The following is a 24,025-nucleotide window of genomic DNA, read 5'->3' as shown; positions in this document are numbered from 1 at the left end:
AGATTATCCGTTTTTTCTCGACATAGTATGTCTATATTCTTCGATATTTTCTAAGCGCAATGATATTTAAAAACATGAATATTACAGAAAAACCAATCAGGATAAGAATATTAATATAGATTTCATTCCAGCCGTACCCTCTAACCATCACATCCCGTAATGCGTCCGCAGCATAATACAGCGGTGTGAACGGTCCAATCCAGCTTAACCATTCCGAAATCGTTTCTAAATTAAATAGTCCAGAGAAAAAGATCTGTGGAATAACAACTATCGGAATAAATTGAATCATCTGCAGCTCATTATTGGCAAATGAGGAAATCAAAATTCCTAAGGTTAATGCAGTCAGAGCGATTGCCAATGTGATGATGAGCACATAAATAAACACTCCTTCCATCATCATCTCCAGCACATAGATCGCATACCAAGCAATTATGGTGGACTGTATCATTGTGAAAATCCCGAATCCAAACACATACCCAATCACAATTTCCCACTTTCGTAATGGAGTTGATAGCAGCCTTTCAAGTGTACCTGTTGTACGCTCGCGAATAAATGATACCCCTGCGATAAGAAAGACAAAGAAGAACACAAAAAAACCAAGTAATACCGGTCCAAAATAATCAAATGAGCCCATCTCGCTCGTACCATGCAAATAATCCACTTTCAGTTCACTTGCATTTCCATTTTTCTGGAGATTCGCAAATGCTGACTGAATCCATCTCAATGTTGCACTATTTACACTCGGATCACTGCCTTCAAGAAAAATTGCAGGGACTTGCTCGTCTAATACAACATAGCCATCTATTTCTTGATTTTCTAGATCCTCATTTGCTTCCGTTGTATTGCTATACTCGGTTAACTCCACTTCATTCAAATCCATTTGTTCCGTGATCATCTCTGGTACATTAACAAGACCAACTTTAGGAACATAATCATCGCCATCAAATACTAGATATAGCATTGTAAGTACAAGAATTGGCGCAAAAATAAGTAATGCGAGTGTTCGTTTATCTCGAATAATTTGTTTTAATATCCTAATTGTCAGTGCAGTAATTCTCATCTTAAGCACCTCCATAGATAAGAAAAGCCTCTTCAATTGTCTCTGTATTGGTTTCCTTCTTTAATTCCTCCGGTGTGCCAACTGCAATCATTATTCCATCACGCATCAATCCTAAACGACCACACTTCTCCGCTTCATCCATTACGTGCGTGGTAATAATTATTGTCGTCCCTTTTCTATTTAGTTCATAAAATGCTTCCCATATACTTTTCCTTAATACAGGATCAATGCCAACGGTCGGTTCATCCAGTATTAACATTTCTGGTTCATGCAGAAGTGCAATTGCGAGCGACAGCCTCCGCTTCATTCCACCAGAATAATTCGTTACAGGCTTATGAAGATGATCAGTGAGATTTACAATCTGCATCACTTCAATAATTCTCTGTTTCTGCTTTTTCCCTTTTAATCCATAAAGACTAGCAAAAAACTGTAGATTCTCGTTTGCTGTTAAATCCAAGTACAAGGCGTCTGCTTGTGCCATATACCCTACTCTCTCCATTAGTTTCAGAGATGGCATCTTCTCTTGAAAAAGAAAATTCTCTCCAGAGGTCGGCACATCAAGTCCAGCTAATTCCTTTACCAGTGTTGATTTCCCAGCACCTGATGGTCCTAGAAGGCCAAATATTTCACCCTCGTTGATTTCTAGATTAATATTTTTTAATACTTCATGTTTGCCAAATTGCTTTGACACCTCGCGAATCGATATACAAGCATTTTCATTTCCCATCTAAATTCACCTCTCTACGTTAGTGAGTAAGTACTCACTATAGTATAATCTCCTTTTAGATGTATGTAAAGTGAGTAATCACTTTTTAATTTAATTTACTTATTACTATCAAAGTTGCTCACCAAATTTTACTGTCGAGTATATCGGCGTGATTCCTGTTCATATCGGCGGATTTCTGGAATATATCGGCATGTTCGGCCCATTTACTGGTGCTTTTCCGTATATATCGGCATTCTCTAGTCTTATACTAAATGCACATCAATAAATTTATTTAAAAATTCGCTTGACCTTTACGCAGCGTAAACCTTTATCATTATTAATGTCAGGAGGGACACGAATGGAATATACGGTTAATAAGCTAGCACAGCTATCGGGTGTGAGTGGGAGAACGCTTCGTTATTATGATCAGATTGGATTATTGAAGCCGGCAAGTATTAATTCATCTGGTTATCGCATTTACGGTCAGAAAGAGGTTGATCTGCTTCAGCAGATTTTATTCTACCGCGAATTGGAAATTGGGCTCGAAGAAATTATGAATATCATACAAGACCCACATTTTAATCAAACCCAAGCTCTAAAAGCCCATTATAAAAAACTGATGCAGAAAAGAGTCCATCTTGACAATCTTATGGCTACAGTTGAAAAAACGATTGCGAGTAAAGAAGGAGGAATAACAATGGAGGATAAAGAAAAGTTCGTAGCATTTAAAGAGAAAATGATTGATGAGAACGAACAAAAATATGGAGAAGAAATTCGTGACAAATATGGAAAAGATACTGTTGAGGCTAGTAATGCCAAAATGAGAGGAATGTCGGAAGAAGACTTTCAAGCAATGAACAAATTGGGAGAAGAAATTTTTTCCTTACTTGAAAAGGCATATGCTACTGGAGATCCAGCTTCAGATTTAGCTCAAGAGCTTGCAGTAAAACATAAAGAATGGCTTATGTACTCATGGCCAAGTTATTCTAAGGAAGCACATGCAGGTCTTGCAGAAATGTACGTTGCTGACAAACGATTTACTGCTTATTATGACAAGCAGGTTGAGGGCGGCACTAAATTTTTACGAGATGCCATCCTGATATATTTAGGAATGAAATAATTTAGGGGATTAAAAATAGGAGTAGAGAGAAGCGATACTTTCACTTCTCTCTACTCCTATTTTTATGTTTTTAAAACTACCTTTCCATCCTTCCCTTATAAACAAAATAATACATACTAAGTGGCCACCAAAGCACTGCAAATATTGGATATATTGCCCATATCGTATTTGGTGAGGATACGGCATTCACAAGTATAAAAAAGCCACTAATAAACAAACTCGCATGGATAGAATACTGAAAATAGCTTTTTCTCGCCAAATGATAAATCGTTAATGGCCACCACAACACAGCAAATGCTGGAAATATTGCCCATGGATAGCCTGGCTCAAGGAAGATGTTTAACATTAAATAATAGATAATAATAATTGCACTTCCAACGAGGGAAACAATAATGTTCCCTGCACGTTTTCCTAATAGCATCAATATTGGCCAACATAGGATCGGAAATACCGCATATAATGCCCATGGATAGCCTGGTGTATTCAGATAATTCTCCAGGGTAAGAAAAATAATAACAAGTAAGCTGCATAAAACAGCAAAAAGCTTGTAATACTTATTTTTCATACAATATATGCCAACCGGCCATAGCAGCAGTCCAATAGAAGGATAAATAAACCAAATATGTTCTGAAGCCGTTAATAAATTTACAATGATTAAAAAGGCAATTGCCATGAAACTTCCGGCTATCGCAAAACCAACCCCATATCTTTTCATATTATCTCTCCTTAATTCGCTCGTTTCCAAATGAAATACATTGCTAACGGCCACCATAATACGGCAAATGTCGGGTACACAAACCAGATTACATCAGGAGTGTAATAAAAGTTGATGAAGACAAATAAAGCGATGATGATTGCACTCCCCCAGATAGAGAACCCTAAATTTAATTTGGAATTGTTCTTACTGACCGGCTGCTTTCCCCCAAGTTCATTTTTTAAATCTTCAATATCACCAAACTCTACAATCGCTTTATTTATAGCATCCTCCTCAGCTTTCCCTTGCTCCATAAGGTCCCGCACTTTTTCCTCTAAGTTCTCCAATACTTCCTCCTGGATAGCTGTTTTCTGCTCACTATCTGGAATCCCCATAAATAATTGATTAACATGATCCTTTAACTGTTTCAATCCAATCCCTCCATAAATAGGTCAATTATATTCTTTGTTACTTTCCATTCCGCAACAGATTCTTTTAAATAGGCTTTACCAAGTGTCGTTATGCTGTAATACTTTCTCTTCCCTCCTTTTGATACACCACCGGAATAAGATTCCAGTAATTCTTTTTTCTCCAGTCGTTGAAAAACAGCATATAATGTTGCCTCTTTAATTTGGAAACAATCATCTGTGCGCAAACTTATTTCTTTTGAAATTTCATAGCCATAACGATCTTTTTCTAAGATGAGACGTAAGATAATCGCATCCAAATGCCCTCTAATAATATCGCTTCTTATCATATTGCCACGTCCTTATTTCATTAATACTCTATCTGACAGAGTAATTATATCTCAAATTACTCTACCTGTCAAAGTAATTTTAAGCAAAAATATAAACCAGATCCATTTCAAATAATTTATCTGAAATAGAGCTGGTTTTGTCGAATCTATCGTCTTAATCGTTTCCTTGAAATTCTAACTTTTCTTCCGGCTTAGCGCGGTACACAAAGAAGGCTAATATAACGGCAACGATAGACAAAATAAACGAGATGAGATAAACAAGCTCAACACCAGAAACCATTGCCACGTTGATGTTAGCGATGTTTGTCGGGTCATCCGAAAGCTGCAGGATATTTCTTTGTTTTGCGTTCATGATACTAATGAAAACAGATACACCAACTGCCCCTGCAACAGGCTGTAAGGTTGACATGATCGCTGTCCCATGTGGATACAATCGTTTCGGTAATTGGTTCAATCCATTGGTTTCTGCTGGCATCATAATTGCAGAGACAGACAGCATTAATAGAATATAACCAACGACAACTACCCATAATGGAGTTGTCAAACTTAATCTGCTCATCAAAAACATTGTGCCACTGAGAACAATTGTAGCAGGAATCATTAACACTCTTGGCCCGTATTTATCAAAGAGTCCGCCCATGAAAGGTGACATCACACCATTTAAAATGCTGCCTGGAAGCAGGACCAAACCTGCAGTGGCGGCCGCTAATGCTAAAGGTCCCTGCATGTAAATAGGCAAAATAATCTCTGAAGCGAACATCGCCATGATAATGATTAAGAACATTAGCATCCCATGAGTAAACATCGGGTAGCGAAATACACGTAAATCCATAATTGGTTCATCCAATTTCAATTGTCTTATAACGAATAGAACCACACTAATGACACCAATAATAATGATAGAATATACTTTTGGATTTAGGAATCCTGCCTCACTTTCTCCCGCTGAACTAAAGCCATACACAATTGCTCCAAAGCCAATCGACGAGAATACAAGCGATAATACATCAACTTTAGGCTTTGTTACTTCTGAAACATTCACTAAATATTTTAGTGCAAATAGAATTGAGAACAATGCAAAAGGAATTACTGTGATGAACAGATAACGCCATCCCAAATATTCAACGATTACGCCAGATAATGTTGGTCCAATTGCAGGTGCAAACATAATTACAAGGCCAACAAGACCCATTACCTTTCCTCGTTTGCTTGGTGGGAAGATTAATAAAAACACATTAAAAATGATTGGCATAAGTATTCCAGTCCCCGCTGCTTGTATGAAACGACCAACTAGCAAAATTGGGAAAGTAGGTGCAATTGCACTTATCGTTGTGCCAATTACAAAAATAATCATCGTACCTAAAAACAATTGCCTAGTCGTAAACCACTGCATTAATAACGCCGAGGCTGGGATAACAATTCCCATTACTAGCATAAATCCAGTTGCCATCCACTGTACTGTTGTAATGGAAACGTGAAACTCCTCCATCAAAGTTGTTAGTGCAATGTTTAGCAAAGTCTCGTTTAATATCGCAAAGAAAGCCCCAATAATTAATGAAATCATAATCGGTGCAACTTTTACATTCGGATCATCAGCCAAGTATTCATACTTCTTGGGCTTATTATTGTCACTCATAAGGGTAAACTCCTTTCAATCAATAAATTAAGTCCGTAAATAAAATGAAATTTTTTAGCAGCTAAGGTTGGTAACCAGGAACATGCCAACTCCAGCTTCCTAATAAATAGCATGATAATGATAGCACGCACCCAAAATGACAACAAGTGAATTATTATGATTGGAATATTTTTTTTAATTTACTTGCCAAACAGCCCTTCCCCAATATCGCCCATTCTCAAAAAATCAATCCCAATTTGGACCTTTATCCCATATATTGAATGGAACGATCTTGATAAGGGAGGAAATAAAAAATGGATTATTATCAACCACCATATAGTGATGAGGATGAGAGGTCTATTAACATACCTGGTTTCCCAGGAGGACCAGAGCAAGGGTTTCCTGGGCAGCCTGGTGGATTCCCGGGCGGAGGGTTTCCAGGCGGAGGATTCCCTGGACAGCCTGGTGGATTCCCAGGGCAACCAGGTGGCGGACAGCCTGGTGGATTTCCTGGGCAACCTGGTGGCGGACAGCCTGGTGGATTTCCTGGGCAACCTGGTGGCGGGCAGCAATCTGGCGGGGCACCAACGACTCCACCACCGAACTTTACGCCTCAACAGTCACAATTTCAAACATTCGCTGTAGATCCCGGCGGAATTCGTGGATGCCTATTCCGTTTCACCTATATTTGGTTAAGAAGAGACGCCTTCTGGTTCTACCCAACCTTTGTTGGCAGGACATCTGTTGCTGGGTTTAGATGGAATGGCTTTAGATGGGTATACTTCGGGATTGATTTGAACCAGATCCAATCATTTCAATGTTTTTAATGAAGTGATATAAGGCCATCCAAACAACCTCCCTCCCCTCCTCATAATTTATTAGGAAGGGAGGGATTAATTATGAATCAATTAGCATTACTCTTTTTAGCAGCGGTTCTCGCTGGATTTGCGCTTATTATTGTAGCAGACCTTGCTGCATCCTTTATTACTTCTGCAGCTGTTGTTAACTTTTTGATTGCTGTTGGGGCAATAGCTGTCATTGTTTTTGCATTGGCGATTATTTACCTAGCCCTCAAATCACTTTTCAATAATGTTGCAAAATAGATCAAATTTATAAGTTTAGATTTTATCTATCGGCACAGCCTTTGCTCCACTTTTGTGAATTATTTTCCGCCACCGACAGAACTACAAATAGCAGGCACTTTGGGTTTTCATGTTTAAAAAGGCTATCATCCTTTAAATGGATGATAGCCTCGTTTTAATCTACTATTTTTTCTATTTTTGCTCTAGCTTCTCGTTTGCTAACAAGTCCTTGCTCTGCTGCCATTACTTTTGCAATCTGCAGCGCATTCCATAATGGCGGCAATATTAAGAATGATACTGGGACGGCTGTGATAATAATTGAATTCTGAATCGAGGTAATACTATCTTCCCCAATCGTCAGAATTGCTACAGTTGTAGCTCCAAAGATTACTGCCCAGAAAACACGTAACCAGCGTTTTGGATTATCATTCCCCTCAATTGAAGCTGCAATCGAATATGCCATTGTATCCGCAGTTGTTGCGACAAAGATAATCGAAGCAAGTAAGAAACCGAAGCCCATCAACATACCCATTGGTAATTGATCTGTAATCGCCATTACAGCTGCAGGCATTCCAGCCTCATTTAACGCAGTTGAGACTGAGCCTGGATGTTCCGCTTCGAAAAACACACCAGTACCACCAACAATCGAGAACCAGAAGTTAGTCACAATTGGGGCAACGATAGAAACCGTAAGCACTAATTCACGAATCGTTCGCCCCCTAGAAATTCTACTAATAAATATAATTAACATTGGGGCATAACCGATAAACCAACCCCAGAAGAATATAGTCCAAGACGCAAGCCACCCTTCTTCCCCACGATACATATTCATTTGGAAGAAGTTCTGTAAATGGAAACCTGTGCCACCGATAAATGCATCAATAATGAACATTGTCGGACCAATAACCATCACAATAATTGCTAATAGAATGGTAAATTGCACATTCCATTTACTTAAATGATAAATCCCTTTATCGACTCCTGTAGCAGCTGAAATCCCAGCAACAACGATAAGTCCAACGACTACGATAATACTTACAGTCAATGTGTTAGGAACATCAAATAAATGATTTAAACCATATGATATTTGTAAACCTAAGAAACCTAAAGGCCCTAAAGTACCAGCAACCGTTGCAATTATTGAAAATATATCTGCTGAAGCACCAATAACACTATTTTTATATATTTTTTCACCAAAGATCGGATATAATAATCCTCTTGGCTTCAGCGGTAAGCCTTTTTGATAATGCACATACATCATAACAATAACGGCTAGAGTCCCGAGTATCGCCCATGCGGTAAAGCCCCAATGCATAAATGACTGTGCAAATGCTGCATTGCTATTGTTAAACTCTCCACCACCGAATAATGGTGGGGTACTCATGTAATGATACATTGGCTCAGCAGCAGCCCAAAACACACCACCACTTGCCAGCAATGTAACTACAATCATAGAAACCCAGCCGAAATAACTGTATTGTGGCTTATCTTGCTTCCCTAATTTTACTTTTCCGTACTTTGAAACAGCAAGCCCTAGCCCAATAAAAAAGTTCGCTAGCAATAATACTTGCCAATATGCTCCAAATAGATCTGAGGAATAAGCAAATAAGGTATCAACTGCATTTCCTACCATTTTATTATCATAAAATGAAATTAATACAAAGAGAATCAAGAATCCTCCACTTACAATAAATACTGGCCAATCTAATTTCTTTCCTTTTTCAGAATCCACGTGTTTCCTCCTAATTTATTAGGAACAAGTGTCTAAAATATAATTGTTGCATTTTGTCATTAAAGACCGTTGGATGGACTTGATTACTCCATTTTTTTAGAAAGTAACCAACGACGAAAATCCACCAACTTGCTCAATTTTTTAACATAGTTTTCAATTATAGCGTTACTTGATAAAATAGTCAAAGCCCAATTTCTTTTAAAGAAACTCATCTTCATAAGATTTGGGGGAGAATTTCAAAAGCTTAGGACAAATATTCTATTACCCAATCTTCATTTAACGTAAACGTCTTTTTTAAATAATTTCACAAATGACCATACAGAAACATAATCTTAAAAGAGAATAGACCATACTTTTTCGCAGTTAAAAAATCCCAATACATTCAATCATTTAATTGATTAAATTTATTGGGATCAGTTAAATCTCTTATATATATTATGTATTACAAACCGATTTTTAATCATTTCAATGTCATTTCAATATTAAAGTGAATAATATTAATCGTTTTCTCTACTTATTGATTGTCACATAGCTAGACAGTGCGTGTCTCAATGTATTATATTTTTCGATTCGGTTAAAATTAACGCCAAGGCTAACCATGGTCTGCGAAACTTCAGGGCGAATTCCGGATAAGATTGTTTTTATTCCCACAAGCTCTAAGGTATCGACAATCTTAAATAGATTATTAGCTATTAATGTATCAATGATCATTGCGCCTGATAAATCAATGAAAAGATATTCTAATTCTTGGGCTGTGGCCTCTTGTAAAACCGTTCTCATCAAAAGCTCAGAACGCTTTTCAGTCATTTCACCAACAATTGGTAAAACTGCAAACCCATCAATTATCGGAACAACAGGTGCAGACAGTCTAAGTAACTCTTCCTCTTGCCTTTCAAACGATTCCTTAAATGACTTATTATGCATCGTGCTAACTGCGTATATAATACGATCAAAAACCGGATTGAAAACATCTGAAATCGCAAGCACAGTATCAATCGATAACTCTGATACTAGTACAATGCTTCGTATCTTTTGCCAAAACAAACGGCGCACATCTGTAATTTGCTCAATTGCAGTATCCAATTTCATATCATTTTTAAGCGTCATTTTCCCAATTTTTACTCCAAGTAATTCAGCAGGTCCGATAAATTCCTTGGATTCTAGACCTTGACTAACAAGCTCAACCAATTCATCAATTACTACATTTAATTCTATGGTATCTTGATAATATGACTTGACTTCATCATAGATTTCGATGTTTATTTCTCTCAGTTTATTAACGACTATATTATGTTTTTTTTCAGAGTCCCCTTTGTGCTCCAAATCCCATCCCCCACTCACTGTTATATATTAATTCCTACCATAATGTATATTGTTAGCGAATGAATATACTAATTTAACAAGATTAGTTAGGCTACCGTTTTAGTAATGTTTATTTATTTAAAATTTTATCAACTGTATCTTCAACCTCTGCACGAGACATTTTCTCTTCTCCACTCTTTAATGATTTTAATGTTTTCTTGGCTAATGCAAGTGGAATTTTACAAAATAGTATAATGTTTCTAGTATCAATTGATTTAATGTATTTATCAGCCATTTCTAAATTCGCTGTTGCGTATTCGAACATATCATTTCTTGTCCAGCCATCTGGTAAAAACTTCACGCCCCGCTCAGCATCTTCATCCTGATTACGCAGCATATTTACTGCTTGTAATCCTCTTCCATAGCCAATTGCTAAATCATGATCTGTCTCTGTGTTGTCATACCATTTCCATATATCAGATAACATAACCCCTACTAAGCCTGCTACATAATAGGTATACTCATCCAAATCCTCTTTTGTTTTAACGACCCAGTTCTTTTCTACCCATTTTGCCATTCCCTTCGCCATAATACTTGTTGATTCTTTCACCTTGTCACGAATCGCTTCCGGACAAACGGCTAACCAGTCACCTAGCCTTAATGTCACTTCAGGTAACTGTGATTCGTATGGCTTTAATAATTGAACATATGCTTCTACATCGAATGGCTTTTTCAAAAGTTCTGCTGTTGTAAGCAACAGACGTTGCTTTACATCGGGATCCAATGTTTCATGGTCTTCAATCTCGTCAATTGCTCGCATACATAGATATGCTGAACCTACAGTGTTTTTTAGGGTAGGATTTAATATATTTATCGGAATGAAGAACGTTCTGCTTGTTTGCTTAAGCACACGCATTGCATCCTTATGAAGTTTCGTATTGTTACTCACTTATTTTCCCTCTTTCCAAAGTTCTTAAGGTAACTCAATTATAGCAAATTTCAACATTATTTTCCTCTTTGTAAAGATAATCCTGATTCTTTAACGATTATCTACGTTCTTCACGCAGATTAGCCCTTCTCTACAATTTCCTTTGTTAATTCTGTTTTCTAAAAGGCGATTACTTTTTAATTAATTAATGATGTTTCGTAGTCGATATAAACTGTTAACTAGAAAAAATTGTGATTTCAAATTTGAATGGCGGTTCTATTTACAAGAGGCTCCATTCCTTGCAATCAATTACGATCATTAATAGGTTTGCATCTTTAGTTACTTCACAGTCCCCAGCGGAAGAAATACACGAAGACTCTTCGAAAATAAAAAGCAATTTGTCTGATTGCGATGCAATGCTGCCGAAGCCTTCCTTGTCCTGCGGGAAGAGGAGCCTAAATGAGACTCTGAAGTGCGTCAGCGCAAGTTGGCTCACCAGCTCCCCTAACGTGCGCGAAGTGTATTTCTGGAGCGACTGATCCGAGAGCCCTTGCCACATTAAACTAGTTCGCAGATTATCTAAAATACGAATAAGCCCATTTTTATTATGCCTTGAATTCTGGATTGAATAAGCTTAATATGGTAAAGGTATTATAGGTATCTAAATGAAGAAAGGCGTCATAATATGGATAAACGCGTATATTTATTAACAATTGTTTCTTTTGTAGTAGGAATGGTTGAATTGATTATTGGGGGAATTCTGGATTTAGTTGCGACTGATTTAGATGTTAGTCTAGGACAAGCCGGATTATTAATTACCATTTTTTCACTTACATTCGCTATATCAGCACCGATTTTGTCATTTTTAACGGCAAAGGTAGAGAGAAAAAAATTAACATTAATCACGCTATTTATTTTTTTCCTAGGTAATCTTGTCGCCGTTTTTAGCCCCTCCTATACAATTCTATTCACCTCCAGGATGATTTCAGCTGCAAGTAGTTCCCTGCTCATAGTCTTATGTGTTGTCATGGCTGCAAATATTGTTGAACACAAATATCGTGGACGTGCAATTGGGATTGTAAATATGGGGGTTAGTGGTTCTCTTGTCTTAGGAGTTCCAATCGGGTTAATGCTCGGAAATACATTTGGTTGGCGCGCACCTTTTGCAATGATTGCGATTTTGAGTCTATTTTCGATTACAGCAATATTCCTGTTTATGGGTAAAATAGCTCCTACCGAACAAATTTCAATTAAAAAACAAATCGGATCACTTAAAAATGTTGTCGTGTTATTTGCACAGTCTACTACATTTATTATGCTCGCTGGTCATACAGTACTCTATGCTTATTTAACACCATTTGTAAAATCCACAATGGGGCTTGATGGAACATGGGTAAGTATCATTTACTTTGTATTCGGAATCGCCGCAGTAAGTGGAGGATTTATTGGTGGAACATTCGCCGATCGATTTGGGGCAAAGCCTGCGATTCTCTCTGTTGTCTTACTATTCGGCATAGCGATTTTTGCAATTCCATACACAACTTTCTCACTTCCACTATTTATCATAATCATGATTATTTGGGGTATGATGAGTTGGGCACTCACACCACCAATGCAAAGCTATTTAATGCAAGCTGCGCCTGAGACTTCGAACATTCAAATTAGTTTAAATAACTCAGCAGTACACTTGGGTATTGCCTTCGGTTCCTCGGTCGGTGGAATTGTTATTGAACAAGCTTCGGTTGAACAAAATCCAACAATTGGCGGACTATTTGTTATCGTCGCTTTGATAACTGCACTTATTTCTATCACGTCATACAATAAGCGTGAAAGAAACGCGCCTAGCTAAAAGTTTTATGAAAATAGGAGACTGTCTTAAACGCCATGAATTTCAGCCTTGGATAAGACGGTCTCTTTTTGATTATAGACAATTTTTCAGTTTTTTTGTATAAAATGCTTCATCATCAAGATTCTTCAGCAAATGATAGCCCCTTTGCATCTAAGGCAATCCGAAGTTGCTCTATTGCTTTTGGCCCCATCCCATGTAACTTCAATAACTCTGATTCGCGGAGCTTTGCAACTTGCTCCAGTCGTGAAATCCCAGCACTTTCAAGCGCTCTTACAGCTGGTTTTGCTAACTTTTCGGGTAGATTACTTTCTTCGTTATGCTTTATTAGTTTCATACCTTCTTATCTCCTTTTAAATCAATAAATGACCTCTTCTTATTTTTAACGTTTTTGCTACTATCATAATAACAAATAAATATTTAATAAAAAAACAACTTTCACTATCTTGCAAAACACTATACTGTATTGTAAGATAGATTTATAATCTTTGTTTTGAGGTGAATAACTTGTCTACATCTAGTCAAATGCTTAAAGGGTTGCTTGATGGGAGTTTACTTGCACTAATTGCGAAGGGGGAAACCTATGGATATGAAATCATCGAAAAGCTGCAGAAGCATGAATTCGCTGTAGTGAGTGAGGGCAGTATTTATCCAGTACTAATGCGTTTGCAGAAACACAATCTTGTGGCAACAGAGCTTAGAAAATCTCCAAACGGACCGAAAAGGAAATATTACACAATCACTGCAGAGGGGGAAAAGGAGCTCCAGCTTTTCAAGGAACAATGGCGGCAATTATCTTTCGGAATGAATTCTATATTGGGTGAAGGAGATGAACAAAATGCTAAATCAGAAATCTGAGCAATTTATCATTGAATTACGCATGTACTTAATGTCAAAGGGAAAAAATGATCAGCAAATTGATGACATTATCGAGGAGCTCAGCGATCATTTACAAGAAGCTGAGGCAAAAGGAAAAAGCGTCGAAGATATCACAGGAGGTAGTCCAAGAAAATATATGAAAATGATTGGGAAAGAAATGGGCTTTGATTTCGGTCAATTTGCAGGTTTAGTACCGCTCGTTACCTTCCTATTGCTTGCATATTTCAGTATAGGACCTGCTATTAGAGGGACAATTTCACTGTCAAAAACAGGGGTATGGATTGGACTAGGAATGGTGATTTTATCCTTTATCATTTACGGATTCTTTCTTGTTAACGTACTTCCAAAAATATTTCATTCGAAAAGTTTTTATATTGTCGGTATTGCCCTTCAGCTAGTACTAACAGGAGTATTTGTGGTCATTCTACTATTAGAAATGAAACTAGATACAGAACCTTTCTTTATTGCAACACCACTGCAAAATAACTTGATTTTAATTGCAGACATCATCATTTTTATCGCTGCGGCTATTTACACAAAGACATGGTTTACAATTTATCTACCAATCATTATGGCTATAGGTCCGATAGCGACTAGATTTATCCCGGACAGCATCAATAAAAATCCCACTTATATTGCAATTACAATTGCAATTTTGATTATCGTTTCGATTGGATTATTGGTATTTTTTATTCGAAAGGGAAAAAGAGAGAAACAGTCGGCGATTCATTAAACATCAGCGAACAGGAGGAAAGTATCATGACAAGAAAGCTATATTATGAATCTGCATATGAGAAAGTATGGAAAGCAACAATCAACGATTCAATAGAAAGAGATGGGAAATATTTCGTCATTCTCGAGGAAACTGCTTTCTATCCTCATGGTGGCGGACAGCCCTGTGACTTAGGCACTATCGGTGGAATCCTGGTTTTGGATGTTTTTTTAGAGGACGGTGAAGTTGTTCACCAGGTTGAACGGTTGCCTGAAACGGTTAGAGTGACCTGTGAGCTTGATTGGGCCAGACGATTTGATCATATGCAGCATCATAGTGGCCAGCATTTATTATCTTCTGTCTTTCGAGATCTGCTGCAAGCGCAAACGGTTAGTTTTCATCTTGGAACAGAGGATGTGACAATAGACATTGGTCTATCCGAGTTTACTAATGGACAGCTCAAGATAGTTGAGCAAGTAGTAAATAAACACATCTATCTGAACTTAGAAATTTCTAGTTATTTTGTAAGCAACGAACAACTTATGAGTATTCCAGTAGTTAAAATGCCAAAGGTAACAGAAAACATTCGCATCGTCGAAATCAAGGGTGTGGAATACAATGCATGCGGCGGTACACATGTGGCACGAACTGGGCAAATTGGCATCATTAAATTACTCAAAGCTGAGAAACTAAAAAATGCAACAAGAATTCATTTTAAATGCGGCAATCGTGCATTGGCTGATTTTCATGAAAGTCTTGAAATTCTCAATACCCTTTCAGAAAAGTTCAATACCGGTCGAAAAGATATTCTTGACCGTTTTGACAAATGGGAACAAGGATACAAGCAAGTTCAGACAGAGCTTGCTAGCATTAAAGAGGAGAATGAAGCTTATTTAGCTAAAGAGCTGATTTCAAGTATGGAAGGGAAATTTTTATCACATGTTTTTCCAGATAAATCACTGAAGGATATGCAGCGCTTGGCTGCAAAGATTGTCGCCGAGCAAGCGATTATCGTATTATTTGCCAGTATAGCTGAAAATAAAGTCCTGCTTTATCATAGTGGCTCCGAAAACCTCTCATGCGGGAATTTTTTCAAGGAGCATCTCCCAGCTTTTAATGGAGAAGGCGGAGGAAATGATCAATCAGCACAAGCAGGATTTACCTCCGGTGAGGATGCAGTACGATTCTATGAGTTTATTAGAAACGAAGCATAAAAAAGTATAGCAGGAGGTGCTAACTAAGGCGACCCTGCTGTACTTTTTCCATTTCAATAATTACCTAGCGTTAGACTTTCTCTTAGAGGAAAGATCTATGAGGGATTTATGGATTTGCAGTTTCTCCCGCCCATTATACTTGAGTTACCGCCAAGTATAATGGGAAGTGGATGTTTAAGGGATATTGATGTTTCCATTTATAAATCCGAACCTATTGCAGTTTCAATAACACGGAAGATATTCTTTTCTTTCAGGATATGCTGCAAACGGAACATAATCGTATTGTATGCCTCATTTTTGTAAACGGTTAAAATATGTTCATGCATTTTAAACCCAAGAAAGAATTGATCTACTTTTTTCTTTACATAACGTGTTATTTGCTCTTCATAAAATAATTTTCTTTTCTTGATTTTCTTTTCTACATCTTTTGTAATTGTAAAGACAAATTCCAGGACAGTAAATTCAAAATCACCACAGTACGCTGCAATTGTCATCATAATGACCTCCTTCTATTTTTAAGATTTTAATAAGGATAATATAAGATTAATATGCTTGATCTCGGGGAGTTGTTTAAAGAGGGAAGAGTAGGGGCAAAGAGGTTAAATACATTTACTTTTGAGCCACCCTACTTTTTACCTTTTTTCTCTTTATATGATTCAAGCAATAATTTAATCGCATTATCTAGTAACTTACTAATTGGAACCTGAGTTGTCTTTGAAAGTTCTTGCATTTTATTCCACAGATCCTTGTCGACCGCGTTAGATATACGCGTTCTGTTCTTCAGCTTGCTCATACATGCACCTCCAGGCTATCCAGTTTAACATAGTTGTAAACTGCTTGCAACTGCATGCAAGTAACATCAATAGATTTTTAGAAAACTTGGTTGTTACCAATCCATTACGTGACAACCTTAGTTGCACTTATGTAGGGAGAAAGTTTCCCGTCCAAGTCTCTTAGCATATTTTGATTGGTTAGGTAAAAATTTGCTTAATATTTATTCTATGCCACTACTTCAATAATGATTCCTCTTTTTTACATAAGCCATTAAATAGAAGGGAGAAGTAACTAATAAGAGATACGAACAAAACACACACGGCTTCAACTTAGCCCCTTGTGTGTTTTGTTCTTAAATAATAAAACAATATATATAATCAATGGAATTATTAAACACATTGAACCACTTACCAAGAAGGTAAAAAAGAATGATTTCCCACCAATTGTATGAGCGTTTATTAAGGAGCTACTTAAAAGAAACAATAGAATTCCTAAAATAAAAGTATATCTAATAAATCTTCTTGATTTTCTAAAAATAAAATAACCAATCAAAACCAGTAAATATATTCCACATAATGTCATAATTATAGGGAAAGTTGGAGAATATTTAGCAGCAAACACAAAGTGATCAAGAACTACTATGTCACCAGCATTAGTTACTTCTCCATTTATTAATTTGGAAAAAGGAGTCGAATACTCCCATTCAAATATATGATAGAAAATTCCGCTCCCTTCATACAAAGCAGCTAATGTAGAGAGCAGAAAAATAGTTATAGCCAACCCAACCTGGAGCCAAAAAATAAACATATGCATTCTCCCTTAATAAAGATTCTTAGTGGGAAATAAATTATGATAATTCCGATAAGAATTATGAGTCTATTTATGTAAATATAATTGCTAGTATTTATATATTACCTCAATTTTCATTGTTTTTATACTATTCCGCTTAAAGATTAATACAATACATGCTGTTCTACGTGCAATCCCTCAAAAATTGCCTAAGCACTCCTACTTGCTATTTATTGAGCATTTAGCTTATTAATGACATTACCACCTCATGCAATTCTACTGTTATATCATTCAATTCTTTTGAAACAGTTGTGGATCGATTGTTAAGCTCTTTAATAGAAATGAATCCTACGTCATTATGTATTTCTTTCATTTTAGATAATAATCTTACAGTGTGGATACTGCCAATTAGTTATCCTTCTTATCGCTAAAATTAGTTGCTTCGTATTTCTTTGAAATACGAAGCATGAAGTCAGTAAGTCATCGATACCTTTGCCTATTCTGATTACGGAAGATAAGCAGCATTAATAATCCCACACCTAATCCAATTGCTCCACCTATTTCTATAGAATTAAATAATAACCCCAATCCCATTCCTATAATCAAACAAATACCAAAGATAAAACCAATAATCGCATCATTCACCTTGCCACCCCCATTTTTACAAGGACTCTTTATTAATTTATTCCCTTAGGCGATTTTGGTTCGTTTATAAAGTGAACTTTCGTTATATATTTTCAGATAAATATGTTCCAATTTTTCTGAGTTAATTGAAATTGCTCGAAAGTTCTCTATTGCTATACGTTAATATTCGTGTTTAAATGTATTAAATATTAAAATATTTATAGCAAATAATTTATGAGGTGATATTGTGGGAAACAATGTATCTATCGGTCTATTAGGATTAGGTGTAGTTGGTTCTGGCGTTATAAAGCTAGTTGAAGAACATCAAGAGAAACTCGTCCATCAACTCGGATGTGACGTTCAAGTAAAAAGTGTATTGGTTCGCGACTTGGATAAAACGCGTGGAGTTGCGATTGATCGAACGTTCCTCACCACTAACCCCGATGATGTTTTAAATGATCCGGAAATTGATATTGTTGTAGAAGTTATGGGTGGTATTGATCTCGCCCGCGAATATATTTTGAAGGCTTTTGCTGCCAAGAAACATGTTGTAACAGCTAATAAGGATCTCGTTGCCTTGCACGGTATAGAACTTCAAGAGGTTGCGAGCAAGAATAAGTGCGATTTCTATTATGAAGCTAGTGTTGCAGGTGGTATTCCCATATTGAGAGGAATAGTCGATGGACTCGCATCAGACCGAATTCAGCAAGTTATGGGGATTGTTAATGGTACTACCAACTATATTTTAACAAAAATGAATACTGAGGGACTAAGCTACGAAACAGCCCTAAAGCAAGCACAGGAACTAGGGTTTGCAGAAGCAGATCCAACAGCAGATGTCGAAGGACTCGACGCAGCTAGAAAAATGGCAATCTTAGGCCGCCTCTCCTTCTCAACCGATGTTGACTTAGAGGATGTTGAAGTAAGTGGTATTACGAATATTGAAATTGAGGATTTAGAGTATGGAAAACAGCTAGGATATACAATGAAACTGATTGGCTTCGCTAATTTCGATAACCATCAACTGGAAATCAACGTACAGCCAACCCTCCTTTCTAATAACCATCCATTATCTGATGTGAAGAATGAGTATAATGCAGTTTATGTATATGGTAAAGCAGTCGGTGAAACGATGTTCTATGGACCTGGTGCAGGAAGTCTGCCTACTGCGACCGCGATTATGTCTGATGTTATTGCCGCAATTAAAAATATGCGCCTAGGTGTTACTGGAAATCAGTTTGTGGAATCTCATTTCAAGAAAGTTTTAAAAACACCTGATCAGCGCTATGGACAGTACTATGTACGTCTGCATGCAAAAGATGAAGTGGGCGTGTTCTCAAGTATTTCTACCCTATTTAATGATCTTAATATTAGCTTTAAGCGAATCTTACAAAATCCAAATAAAAAGGCAGAAACAGCAGAGATTGTTGTTGTTACACACCAAACATCTCTTGAGAATTTCCAAAAGGCATTAGAAAACCTGAATGAATTACAAGCGGTACTCGAAGTAAACAGCTATTATAAGGTTGAAGGAGATGTGGCAAAATGAAGTGGCAAGGATTACTAAACAATTATAAAGAATATCTTCCCGTTACAGATGAAACACCCGCACTTACACTTAATGAGGGAAATACACCATTAATCTACTTCCCTAATCTTTCCAAGGATTTAGGTATTGAATTATACGGAAAGGTTGAAGGTGCTAATCCAACTGGTTCCTTCAAGGATAGAGGAATGGTTGTAGCTGTAGCAAAGGCGATTGAGGATGGCAGTAAGTCCGTAATTTGCGCATCAACAGGAAACACGTCAGCTGCTGCTGCAGCATATGCCGCCAAAGCAGGGATTAGAGCAATCATCGTTATTCCTAAAGGAAAAGTAGCACTCGGAAAACTTGCCCAAGCCGTCATGTATGGAGCAGAAATTATTGAAATTGATGGTAACTTCGACGATGCATTAACAATGGTTCGAAAACTAAGTGAAACAACACCTGTTACATTAGTAAACTCAGTTAATCCATATCGTTTAGAAGGCCAAAAGACAGCAGCATTTGAAATCTGTGACTTTTTAGGTGAAGCTCCAGATATCCTTGCGATTCCAGTCGGTAATGCAGGGAATATTAGTGCATACTGGAAAGGGTTTAAAGAATATAATGAGCATAAACAAACAGGTCTTCCAAAAATGTTCGGATTTGAAGCTGAAGGAGCTGCGGCAATTACTCAAGGAGAACCAATCGCAAATCCAGAGACCGTGGCAACTGCTATTCGAATCGGTAATCCAGCAAGCTGGGAGCTCGCTGTTAATGCCAAGGAAGAGTCTGGTGGAAGAATCGGCTCTGTTACAGATGATGAGATTATCAATGCGTTTAAATTATTACCGAGCAAAGAAGGAATTTTTGCGGAGCCAGGGTCTTGTGCATCGATTGCTGGTGTAATTCAACAAGTTGCAAATGGAGCAATTAAAAAAGGAAGCAAGGTCGTTGCTGTTCTTACAGGAAATGGTCTAAAGGATCCACAAACCGCAATGGAACAAATTAAAGTCGATCCAATCACCCTGCCAAATGATGAAGCAGCAATTACCGAATATATTCAAAACCTGGTGAAACAATGAGGAGTTTCACCATTCAAGTACCAGCAAGCTCGGCAAATATCGGTCCTGGATTCGATTCCTTAGGACTTGCAGTAAATCTCCATCTAAAATTAGAAGTGACGGAAGCAGATAAATGGGAATTTGAGCACCGCTCACCTCTTTTAGGACCCGTTACAAATTACGAAGAACATTTTATCTACAAAATCGCGAAGGAAACAGCTGCAAGACACAATAAAGAACTCCGACCATGCAAGGTAGTCGAGACAAGTGATATTCCTTTAGCTCGCGGGCTCGGAAGTAGCTCTTCCGCTGTACTAGCGGGGATTGAAATAGCCAATCAAATCGCTAATTTATCACTGACAGCCGAAGAAAAGTTACAATATGGAACAGACATTGAAGGACATCCAGACAATATCGCACCAGCACTATATGGCGGTTTAGTGATCGCTGCAATTACAGACGATCAAGAAACCCACTGGGTGCGATTGCCTGAAATTAGATCTGATATCGTTGTACATATTCCAAACGTTGAATTAAAAACAGAGAAGGCGCGCGGTGTACTTCCCGAAGACTATTCGAGAGGACAAGCAACTAGCGCAAGCGCTGTTAGTAATGTTTTCATCGCAGCCCTGTTATCTGATGATTATTCTTTAGCTGGAAAAATGATGGAGAAGGATTTATTTCATGAGCCATATCGGGCAGACCTCATTCCTAATTACCATCTCATCCGAAATTCAGCAAAAGAGTATGGCGCATACGGGACGGTGATTAGTGGAGCAGGCCCAACAATGATCTCCTTCGTCCCTAAAGGGGATGGAGAAACCATCGCTGACCAGATGAGGAGAATACTTCCAGATTACGAAATAAAAGCTTTACAAGTTGATCTAACAGGATTAAAGGTTGATTGATTCTAGATGAAAAGGACCTAGCGCATGCGCTAGGTCCTTTTTCTCTTGATATTGATGTGGTCTTTGGATGCCGTCGATAACTCCCCCTACTGCTATCCACTCTCAAAAGTCTTACTCCGCATCCCCCATCAACGCAACCATCAATGCCTTCTGTGCATGCAGACGATTTTCTGCTTGCTGGAAGACTACAGAGTGTTTACCATCAATTACCGCAGCACTTACCTCTTCTCCACGATGAGCTGGGAGACAATGCATAAATGTTACATCAGGTTTTGCCACGGCTAGCAATGCCTCATTAACCTGATATCCTTTGAATGCAAGCTCTCTTTCCGCTTGTTCCTGCTCCTGTCCCATACTTGCCCATACATCGGTATAAATGACATCTGCATCCTCACAAGCTGTCTGTGGTTCATCTGTCACCGTTATTTTCGCACCATGATCCGATGAAATTTGCAGTGCTTGTTCTGTTACTTCTTGAAGTGGCTGATAGTTCTTAGGAGAGACAATGGTAAGATCCATACCCATTTTAGCCGCGCCAATCATGAGTGAATGTGCCATATTATTTCCATCACCGATATAGACAAGCTTGATACCCGCAAGCTTTCCTTTTACTTCCTTAATCGTTTGTAAGTCTGCCAGTACTTGGCAAGGATGGTATAAATCCGTAAGCCCGTTAATGACAGGAATGCTTGCATATGCAGCTAACTCTTCTACTGTTTCCTGGGCGAAGGTACGAATCATAATGCCATCTAAATAGCCAGATAACACTTGTGCTGTATCAGCAATCGTCTCGCCTCTTCCCATTTGAATATCCTGTGTACTGAGAAAGATTCCGTGACCACCTAATTGAAAAATCCCCGTTTCAAAGGAGACCCTTGTTCTTGTTGATGACTTTTCAAAAATCATCCCTAATGTTTTTCCTTTTAAAGGTTGGGTGGATTTCCCCCCTTTTTGTAAAGTCTTCAGTTCGTCGGCCAATTCTAATAAATAATTGATTTCGTCTTGTGTATAATCAATAAGCTTTAAAAAATCTTTTCCCTTTAATTGCTGCTTACCCATCTTCACATTCCCCATCATCTTCTTCGCTCCCTCTATAATCACTGATATGAATTATTATGCAGTAAAAGGAATAAATATTCAATAGTGTTTTTAAAAATAGGCAATAATATTTCCAGCAAAAACTAAATTTGCTCAAATCTCGTTTTTGTTTAATCAATCTCAAAGAAGGTAATATTTATTGTAGGAGATGATAATAAATGAAACATTATGATGCTATTATTATTGGTTTTGGAAAAGCTGGAAAGACATTAGCTAACACACTTGCAAAGCAAGGAAAACAAGTGGCTATGATTGAAAAGTCATCCGAGATGTACGGTGGAACCTGTATTAATATTGCTTGTATTCCAACAAAATCACTCGTATATCAATCAAATGAGAAGAAATATTCCGAAGCACCGAAAGAAGATTTTTATCGAAACTCGATTGAAGAAAAAGATGACCTAACTTCCCTTTTACGCGATAAAAATTTCCATATGTTAGCGGATCAAGATAGTGTAATGGTCTATACTGCTAAAGCAAGCTTTCTCGATGATCATACGGTTCAACTAACCTCTGAAACTGAAACATTAGAATTAACAGCGGAGAAATTCTTTATTAATACTGGTTCCCTACCTGTAATTCCACCAATTGATGGAATAAAGGAGAGTAACTTTGTTTATACATCAACAACACTACAACAATTAGATACACTTCCCGAGAAGCTCGTTATTATCGGTGGCGGCTATATAGGTTTAGAATTTGCCTCTATATATGCAAACTTCGGCTCAGAGGTCACTGTCCTTGATAACAGTTCTACCTTCTTACCAAGAGAGGATCGCGATATAGCAGAAGAAGTAAAAAAAGTATTAGAGGCAAAAGATATTAATTTCATATTAGATAGTAATGCAACATCTATCATAGACCAAGATGACACTGTTACAGTCAAATATGAACAGGGAGACAACAAGATAGATATAGCTGCTTCCGCCCTTTTAATTGCGACTGGAAGAAAACCAAATACAGATGGACTCGGCCTTGAGAACACCACCGTCGAAGTCGATGATAAAGGCACTATTATTGTCGATGATTACTTAAAAACAACTGCTGCAAATATTTGGGCATTAGGTGATGTAAAAGGTGGTCCACAATTTACTTATACTTCTTTAGATGATTTCCGAATTATTCGTGACCAATTCGTTGGCGAAAGAAAATATTCGCTGAAAGACCGCCAGAACATACCCGATTCCGTATTTATTGATCCTGTATTATCCCATGTTGGAATAAATGAGGATACTGCGAAGGAAAAAGAAATCCCCTACAAAGCTGCTACAATGAAAGCTGGTGAGGTTCCTCGGACACGGATAATCAAACAAACTGATGGACTATTAAAAGCATTAATTAATCCGGATACAAAGGAAATTTTAGGCTGTACCCTATTCTGTGCTGAGTCCAGCGAAATGATTAATATTGTCAGACTGACTATGGAAGCGAAACTGCCTTACACAACTTTACGCGACCATATATTCACGCATCCATCGATGAGTGAAGCATTGAATGATTTATTCAGCAAATTTGATTAATGAAGAAGTCGGAGCATGGTTCCGACTTCTTTTTTTCACTTTATTATTTTGTATACTTTTTATACTTGATTTATTTAGT

26 protein-coding genes are annotated in these 24,025 nt (G+C 37.5%); 11 read left to right on the top strand and 15 right to left on the bottom strand.

The window, feature by feature from the left end; all coding sequences use genetic code 11:
* Positions 1-31: 31 nt before the first annotated feature.
* Positions 32-1,060 (bottom strand): ABC transporter permease, encoded by a 1,029-nt coding sequence (locus tag CUC15_RS02410; protein ID WP_114915193.1) that lies wholly within the window; start codon positions 1,058-1,060, stop codon positions 32-34.
* Between the two features lies 1 nt (position 1,061).
* A complete protein-coding gene (locus CUC15_RS02405; RefSeq protein ID WP_114915192.1) occupies positions 1,062-1,787 on the bottom strand; it encodes an ABC transporter ATP-binding protein in 726 nt (241 codons plus the stop codon).
* A gap of 337 nt (positions 1,788-2,124) precedes the next feature.
* Between CUC15_RS02405 and CUC15_RS02400 the strand changes: the two genes are divergently transcribed.
* Positions 2,125-2,886 (top strand): MerR family transcriptional regulator, encoded by a 762-nt coding sequence (locus tag CUC15_RS02400; protein WP_114915191.1) that lies wholly within the window; start codon positions 2,125-2,127, stop codon positions 2,884-2,886.
* Positions 2,887-2,962: 76 nt separating this feature from the next.
* On the opposite strand, the gene CUC15_RS02395 is transcribed toward CUC15_RS02400, so the two are convergent.
* The 4 genes from CUC15_RS02395 to CUC15_RS02380 form a co-directional block, all read right to left on the bottom strand.
* The gene (locus CUC15_RS02395; RefSeq protein ID WP_114915190.1) at positions 2,963-3,601 is read right to left on the bottom strand and encodes a hypothetical protein; all 639 of its coding nucleotides are present in this window, start codon (positions 3,599-3,601) and stop codon (positions 2,963-2,965) included.
* 11 nt (positions 3,602-3,612) lie between these two features.
* Positions 3,613-4,011 carry a permease prefix domain 1-containing protein gene (locus CUC15_RS02390; protein WP_114915189.1) on the bottom strand — a complete coding sequence of 133 codons (399 nt, stop codon included), beginning with the start codon at positions 4,009-4,011 and terminating at the stop codon, positions 3,613-3,615.
* Positions 4,008-4,337 carry a PadR family transcriptional regulator gene (locus tag CUC15_RS02385; RefSeq protein WP_114915188.1) on the bottom strand — a complete coding sequence of 110 codons (330 nt, stop codon included), beginning with the start codon at positions 4,335-4,337 and terminating at the stop codon, positions 4,008-4,010. Before CUC15_RS02385 ends, CUC15_RS02390 begins: the two co-directional genes overlap by 4 nt.
* Positions 4,338-4,491: 154 nt before the next feature.
* Positions 4,492-5,973: an MDR family MFS transporter gene (locus CUC15_RS02380; RefSeq protein ID WP_114915187.1), complete on the bottom strand. Its 1,482-nt coding sequence runs from the start codon at positions 5,971-5,973 to the stop codon at positions 4,492-4,494.
* Between the two features lie 293 nt (positions 5,974-6,266).
* Between CUC15_RS02380 and CUC15_RS19985 the strand changes: the two genes are divergently transcribed.
* A complete protein-coding gene (locus CUC15_RS19985; RefSeq protein ID WP_162800251.1) occupies positions 6,267-6,779 on the top strand; it encodes a hypothetical protein in 513 nt (170 codons plus the stop codon).
* Between the two features lie 72 nt (positions 6,780-6,851).
* Entirely contained in the window at positions 6,852-7,055 is a 204-nt protein-coding gene (locus CUC15_RS02370) for a hypothetical protein (RefSeq protein WP_114915186.1), read from the top strand.
* Positions 7,056-7,209: 154 nt separating this feature from the next.
* On the opposite strand, the gene CUC15_RS02365 is transcribed toward CUC15_RS02370, so the two are convergent.
* The 3 genes from CUC15_RS02365 to CUC15_RS02355 form a co-directional block, all read right to left on the bottom strand.
* Entirely contained in the window at positions 7,210-8,766 is a 1,557-nt protein-coding gene (locus CUC15_RS02365) for a BCCT family transporter (RefSeq protein WP_114915185.1), read from the bottom strand.
* Positions 8,767-9,276: 510 nt separating this feature from the next.
* The gene (locus tag CUC15_RS02360) at positions 9,277-10,089 is read right to left on the bottom strand and encodes an STAS domain-containing protein (protein ID WP_114915184.1); all 813 of its coding nucleotides are present in this window, start codon (positions 10,087-10,089) and stop codon (positions 9,277-9,279) included.
* Positions 10,090-10,198: 109 nt separating this feature from the next.
* Entirely contained in the window at positions 10,199-11,017 is an 819-nt protein-coding gene (locus CUC15_RS02355; RefSeq protein WP_114915183.1) for a squalene/phytoene synthase family protein, read from the bottom strand.
* 664 nt (positions 11,018-11,681) lie between these two features.
* Between CUC15_RS02355 and CUC15_RS02350 the strand changes: the two genes are divergently transcribed.
* Positions 11,682-12,845, top strand: a complete 1,164-nt coding sequence (locus tag CUC15_RS02350) for an MFS transporter (RefSeq protein WP_114915182.1) — start codon at positions 11,682-11,684, stop codon at positions 12,843-12,845.
* A 115-nt stretch (positions 12,846-12,960) separates the two neighbouring features.
* On the opposite strand, the gene CUC15_RS02345 is transcribed toward CUC15_RS02350, so the two are convergent.
* The gene (locus CUC15_RS02345; RefSeq protein ID WP_114915181.1) at positions 12,961-13,179 is read right to left on the bottom strand and encodes a helix-hairpin-helix domain-containing protein; all 219 of its coding nucleotides are present in this window, start codon (positions 13,177-13,179) and stop codon (positions 12,961-12,963) included.
* A 170-nt stretch (positions 13,180-13,349) separates the two neighbouring features.
* Here CUC15_RS02345 and CUC15_RS02340 point away from each other — a divergent pair, with 170 nt between their 5' ends.
* The 3 genes from CUC15_RS02340 to CUC15_RS02330 are packed head-to-tail and all read left to right on the top strand — an operon-like array spanning position 13,350 to position 15,647.
* Positions 13,350-13,700: a PadR family transcriptional regulator gene (locus tag CUC15_RS02340; RefSeq protein WP_114915180.1), complete on the top strand. Its 351-nt coding sequence runs from the start codon at positions 13,350-13,352 to the stop codon at positions 13,698-13,700.
* Positions 13,681-14,454, top strand: coding sequence for a hypothetical protein (locus CUC15_RS02335; RefSeq protein ID WP_114915179.1), 774 nt, complete (start codon positions 13,681-13,683; stop codon positions 14,452-14,454). The genes CUC15_RS02340 and CUC15_RS02335 overlap by 20 nt, the downstream gene beginning before the upstream one ends.
* Before the next feature lie 26 nt (positions 14,455-14,480).
* The gene (locus CUC15_RS02330; RefSeq protein WP_114915178.1) at positions 14,481-15,647 is read left to right on the top strand and encodes an alanyl-tRNA editing protein; all 1,167 of its coding nucleotides are present in this window, start codon (positions 14,481-14,483) and stop codon (positions 15,645-15,647) included.
* Between the two features lie 197 nt (positions 15,648-15,844).
* Here CUC15_RS02330 and CUC15_RS02325 read toward each other — a convergent pair whose 3' ends face one another.
* The 4 genes from CUC15_RS02325 to CUC15_RS20215 all read right to left on the bottom strand — a co-directional run bounded on the left by CUC15_RS02325 (position 15,845) and on the right by CUC15_RS20215 (position 17,855).
* Positions 15,845-16,144, bottom strand: a complete 300-nt coding sequence (locus CUC15_RS02325; protein WP_162800250.1) for a hypothetical protein — start codon at positions 16,142-16,144, stop codon at positions 15,845-15,847.
* 128 nt (positions 16,145-16,272) lie between these two features.
* Entirely contained in the window at positions 16,273-16,440 is a 168-nt protein-coding gene (locus tag CUC15_RS02320) for a ribbon-helix-helix domain-containing protein (protein WP_114915176.1), read from the bottom strand.
* Positions 16,441-16,745: 305 nt separating this feature from the next.
* Positions 16,746-17,228, bottom strand: coding sequence for a DUF4306 domain-containing protein (locus CUC15_RS02315; protein ID WP_162800249.1), 483 nt, complete (start codon positions 17,226-17,228; stop codon positions 16,746-16,748).
* A gap of 462 nt (positions 17,229-17,690) precedes the next feature.
* Positions 17,691-17,855, bottom strand: coding sequence for a hypothetical protein (locus CUC15_RS20215; RefSeq protein WP_205317644.1), 165 nt, complete (start codon positions 17,853-17,855; stop codon positions 17,691-17,693).
* Between the two features lie 226 nt (positions 17,856-18,081).
* Here CUC15_RS20215 and CUC15_RS02310 point away from each other — a divergent pair, with 226 nt between their 5' ends.
* The 3 genes from CUC15_RS02310 to thrB are packed head-to-tail and all read left to right on the top strand — an operon-like array spanning position 18,082 to position 21,328.
* On the top strand, positions 18,082-19,383 hold the full coding sequence (locus tag CUC15_RS02310; protein ID WP_114915174.1) for a homoserine dehydrogenase: 1,302 nt from the start codon (positions 18,082-18,084) through the stop codon (positions 19,381-19,383).
* The gene (gene thrC / locus CUC15_RS02305) at positions 19,380-20,441 is read left to right on the top strand and encodes a threonine synthase (RefSeq protein WP_114915173.1); all 1,062 of its coding nucleotides are present in this window, start codon (positions 19,380-19,382) and stop codon (positions 20,439-20,441) included. Before CUC15_RS02310 ends, thrC begins: the two co-directional genes overlap by 4 nt.
* Positions 20,438-21,328, top strand: a complete 891-nt coding sequence (gene thrB, locus CUC15_RS02300) for a homoserine kinase (protein ID WP_114915172.1) — start codon at positions 20,438-20,440, stop codon at positions 21,326-21,328. Before thrC ends, thrB begins: the two co-directional genes overlap by 4 nt.
* A 111-nt stretch (positions 21,329-21,439) precedes the next feature.
* Here the strand turns inward: thrB and argF are convergent, their stop codons facing one another.
* Complete coding sequence (gene argF, locus CUC15_RS02295) at positions 21,440-22,405, bottom strand: ornithine carbamoyltransferase (RefSeq protein WP_242985931.1); 966 nt, start codon at positions 22,403-22,405, stop codon at positions 21,440-21,442.
* A gap of 179 nt (positions 22,406-22,584) precedes the next feature.
* Between argF and CUC15_RS02290 the strand changes: the two genes are divergently transcribed.
* On the top strand, positions 22,585-23,946 hold the full coding sequence (locus CUC15_RS02290; protein WP_114915171.1) for an FAD-dependent oxidoreductase: 1,362 nt from the start codon (positions 22,585-22,587) through the stop codon (positions 23,944-23,946).
* Positions 23,947-24,025: the final 79 nt, after the last annotated feature.

Origin of the sequence: Oceanobacillus zhaokaii, from assembly GCF_003352005.1 — a bacterium.
Taxonomy (GTDB): domain Bacteria; phylum Bacillota; class Bacilli; order Bacillales; family Amphibacillaceae; genus Oceanobacillus; species Oceanobacillus zhaokaii.
The sequence above is the reverse complement of the archived record's forward strand: the minus strand, read 5'-3'. Positions and strand labels throughout refer to the sequence as shown.

Coding starts and splice junctions, on each gene's coding strand:
- CUC15_RS02370 (WP_114915186.1), top strand. CDS start 6,852: ATGAATCAATTAGCATTACTCTTTTTAGCAGCGGTTCTCGCTGGATTT.
- thrB (WP_114915172.1), top strand. CDS start 20,438: ATGAGGAGTTTCACCATTCAAGTACCAGCAAGCTCGGCAAATATCGGT.
- CUC15_RS02345 (WP_114915181.1), bottom strand. CDS start 13,179: ATGAAACTAATAAAGCATAACGAAGAAAGTAATCTACCCGAAAAGTTA.
- CUC15_RS02350 (WP_114915182.1), top strand. CDS start 11,682: ATGGATAAACGCGTATATTTATTAACAATTGTTTCTTTTGTAGTAGGA.
- CUC15_RS02380 (WP_114915187.1), bottom strand. CDS start 5,973: ATGAGTGACAATAATAAGCCCAAGAAGTATGAATACTTGGCTGATGAT.
- CUC15_RS19985 (WP_162800251.1), top strand. CDS start 6,267: ATGGATTATTATCAACCACCATATAGTGATGAGGATGAGAGGTCTATT.
- CUC15_RS02395 (WP_114915190.1), bottom strand. CDS start 3,601: ATGAAAAGATATGGGGTTGGTTTTGCGATAGCCGGAAGTTTCATGGCA.
- CUC15_RS02315 (WP_162800249.1), bottom strand. CDS start 17,228: ATGTTTATTTTTTGGCTCCAGGTTGGGTTGGCTATAACTATTTTTCTG.
- CUC15_RS02400 (WP_114915191.1), top strand. CDS start 2,125: ATGGAATATACGGTTAATAAGCTAGCACAGCTATCGGGTGTGAGTGGG.
- CUC15_RS02325 (WP_162800250.1), bottom strand. CDS start 16,144: ATGATGACAATTGCAGCGTACTGTGGTGATTTTGAATTTACTGTCCTG.
- CUC15_RS02330 (WP_114915178.1), top strand. CDS start 14,481: ATGACAAGAAAGCTATATTATGAATCTGCATATGAGAAAGTATGGAAA.
- CUC15_RS02290 (WP_114915171.1), top strand. CDS start 22,585: ATGAAACATTATGATGCTATTATTATTGGTTTTGGAAAAGCTGGAAAG.
- argF (WP_242985931.1), bottom strand. CDS start 22,405: ATGATGGGGAATGTGAAGATGGGTAAGCAGCAATTAAAGGGAAAAGAT.
- CUC15_RS02405 (WP_114915192.1), bottom strand. CDS start 1,787: ATGGGAAATGAAAATGCTTGTATATCGATTCGCGAGGTGTCAAAGCAA.
- CUC15_RS02410 (WP_114915193.1), bottom strand. CDS start 1,060: ATGAGAATTACTGCACTGACAATTAGGATATTAAAACAAATTATTCGA.
- thrC (WP_114915173.1), top strand. CDS start 19,380: ATGAAGTGGCAAGGATTACTAAACAATTATAAAGAATATCTTCCCGTT.
- CUC15_RS02335 (WP_114915179.1), top strand. CDS start 13,681: ATGCTAAATCAGAAATCTGAGCAATTTATCATTGAATTACGCATGTAC.
- CUC15_RS02385 (WP_114915188.1), bottom strand. CDS start 4,337: ATGATAAGAAGCGATATTATTAGAGGGCATTTGGATGCGATTATCTTA.
- CUC15_RS02320 (WP_114915176.1), bottom strand. CDS start 16,440: ATGAGCAAGCTGAAGAACAGAACGCGTATATCTAACGCGGTCGACAAG.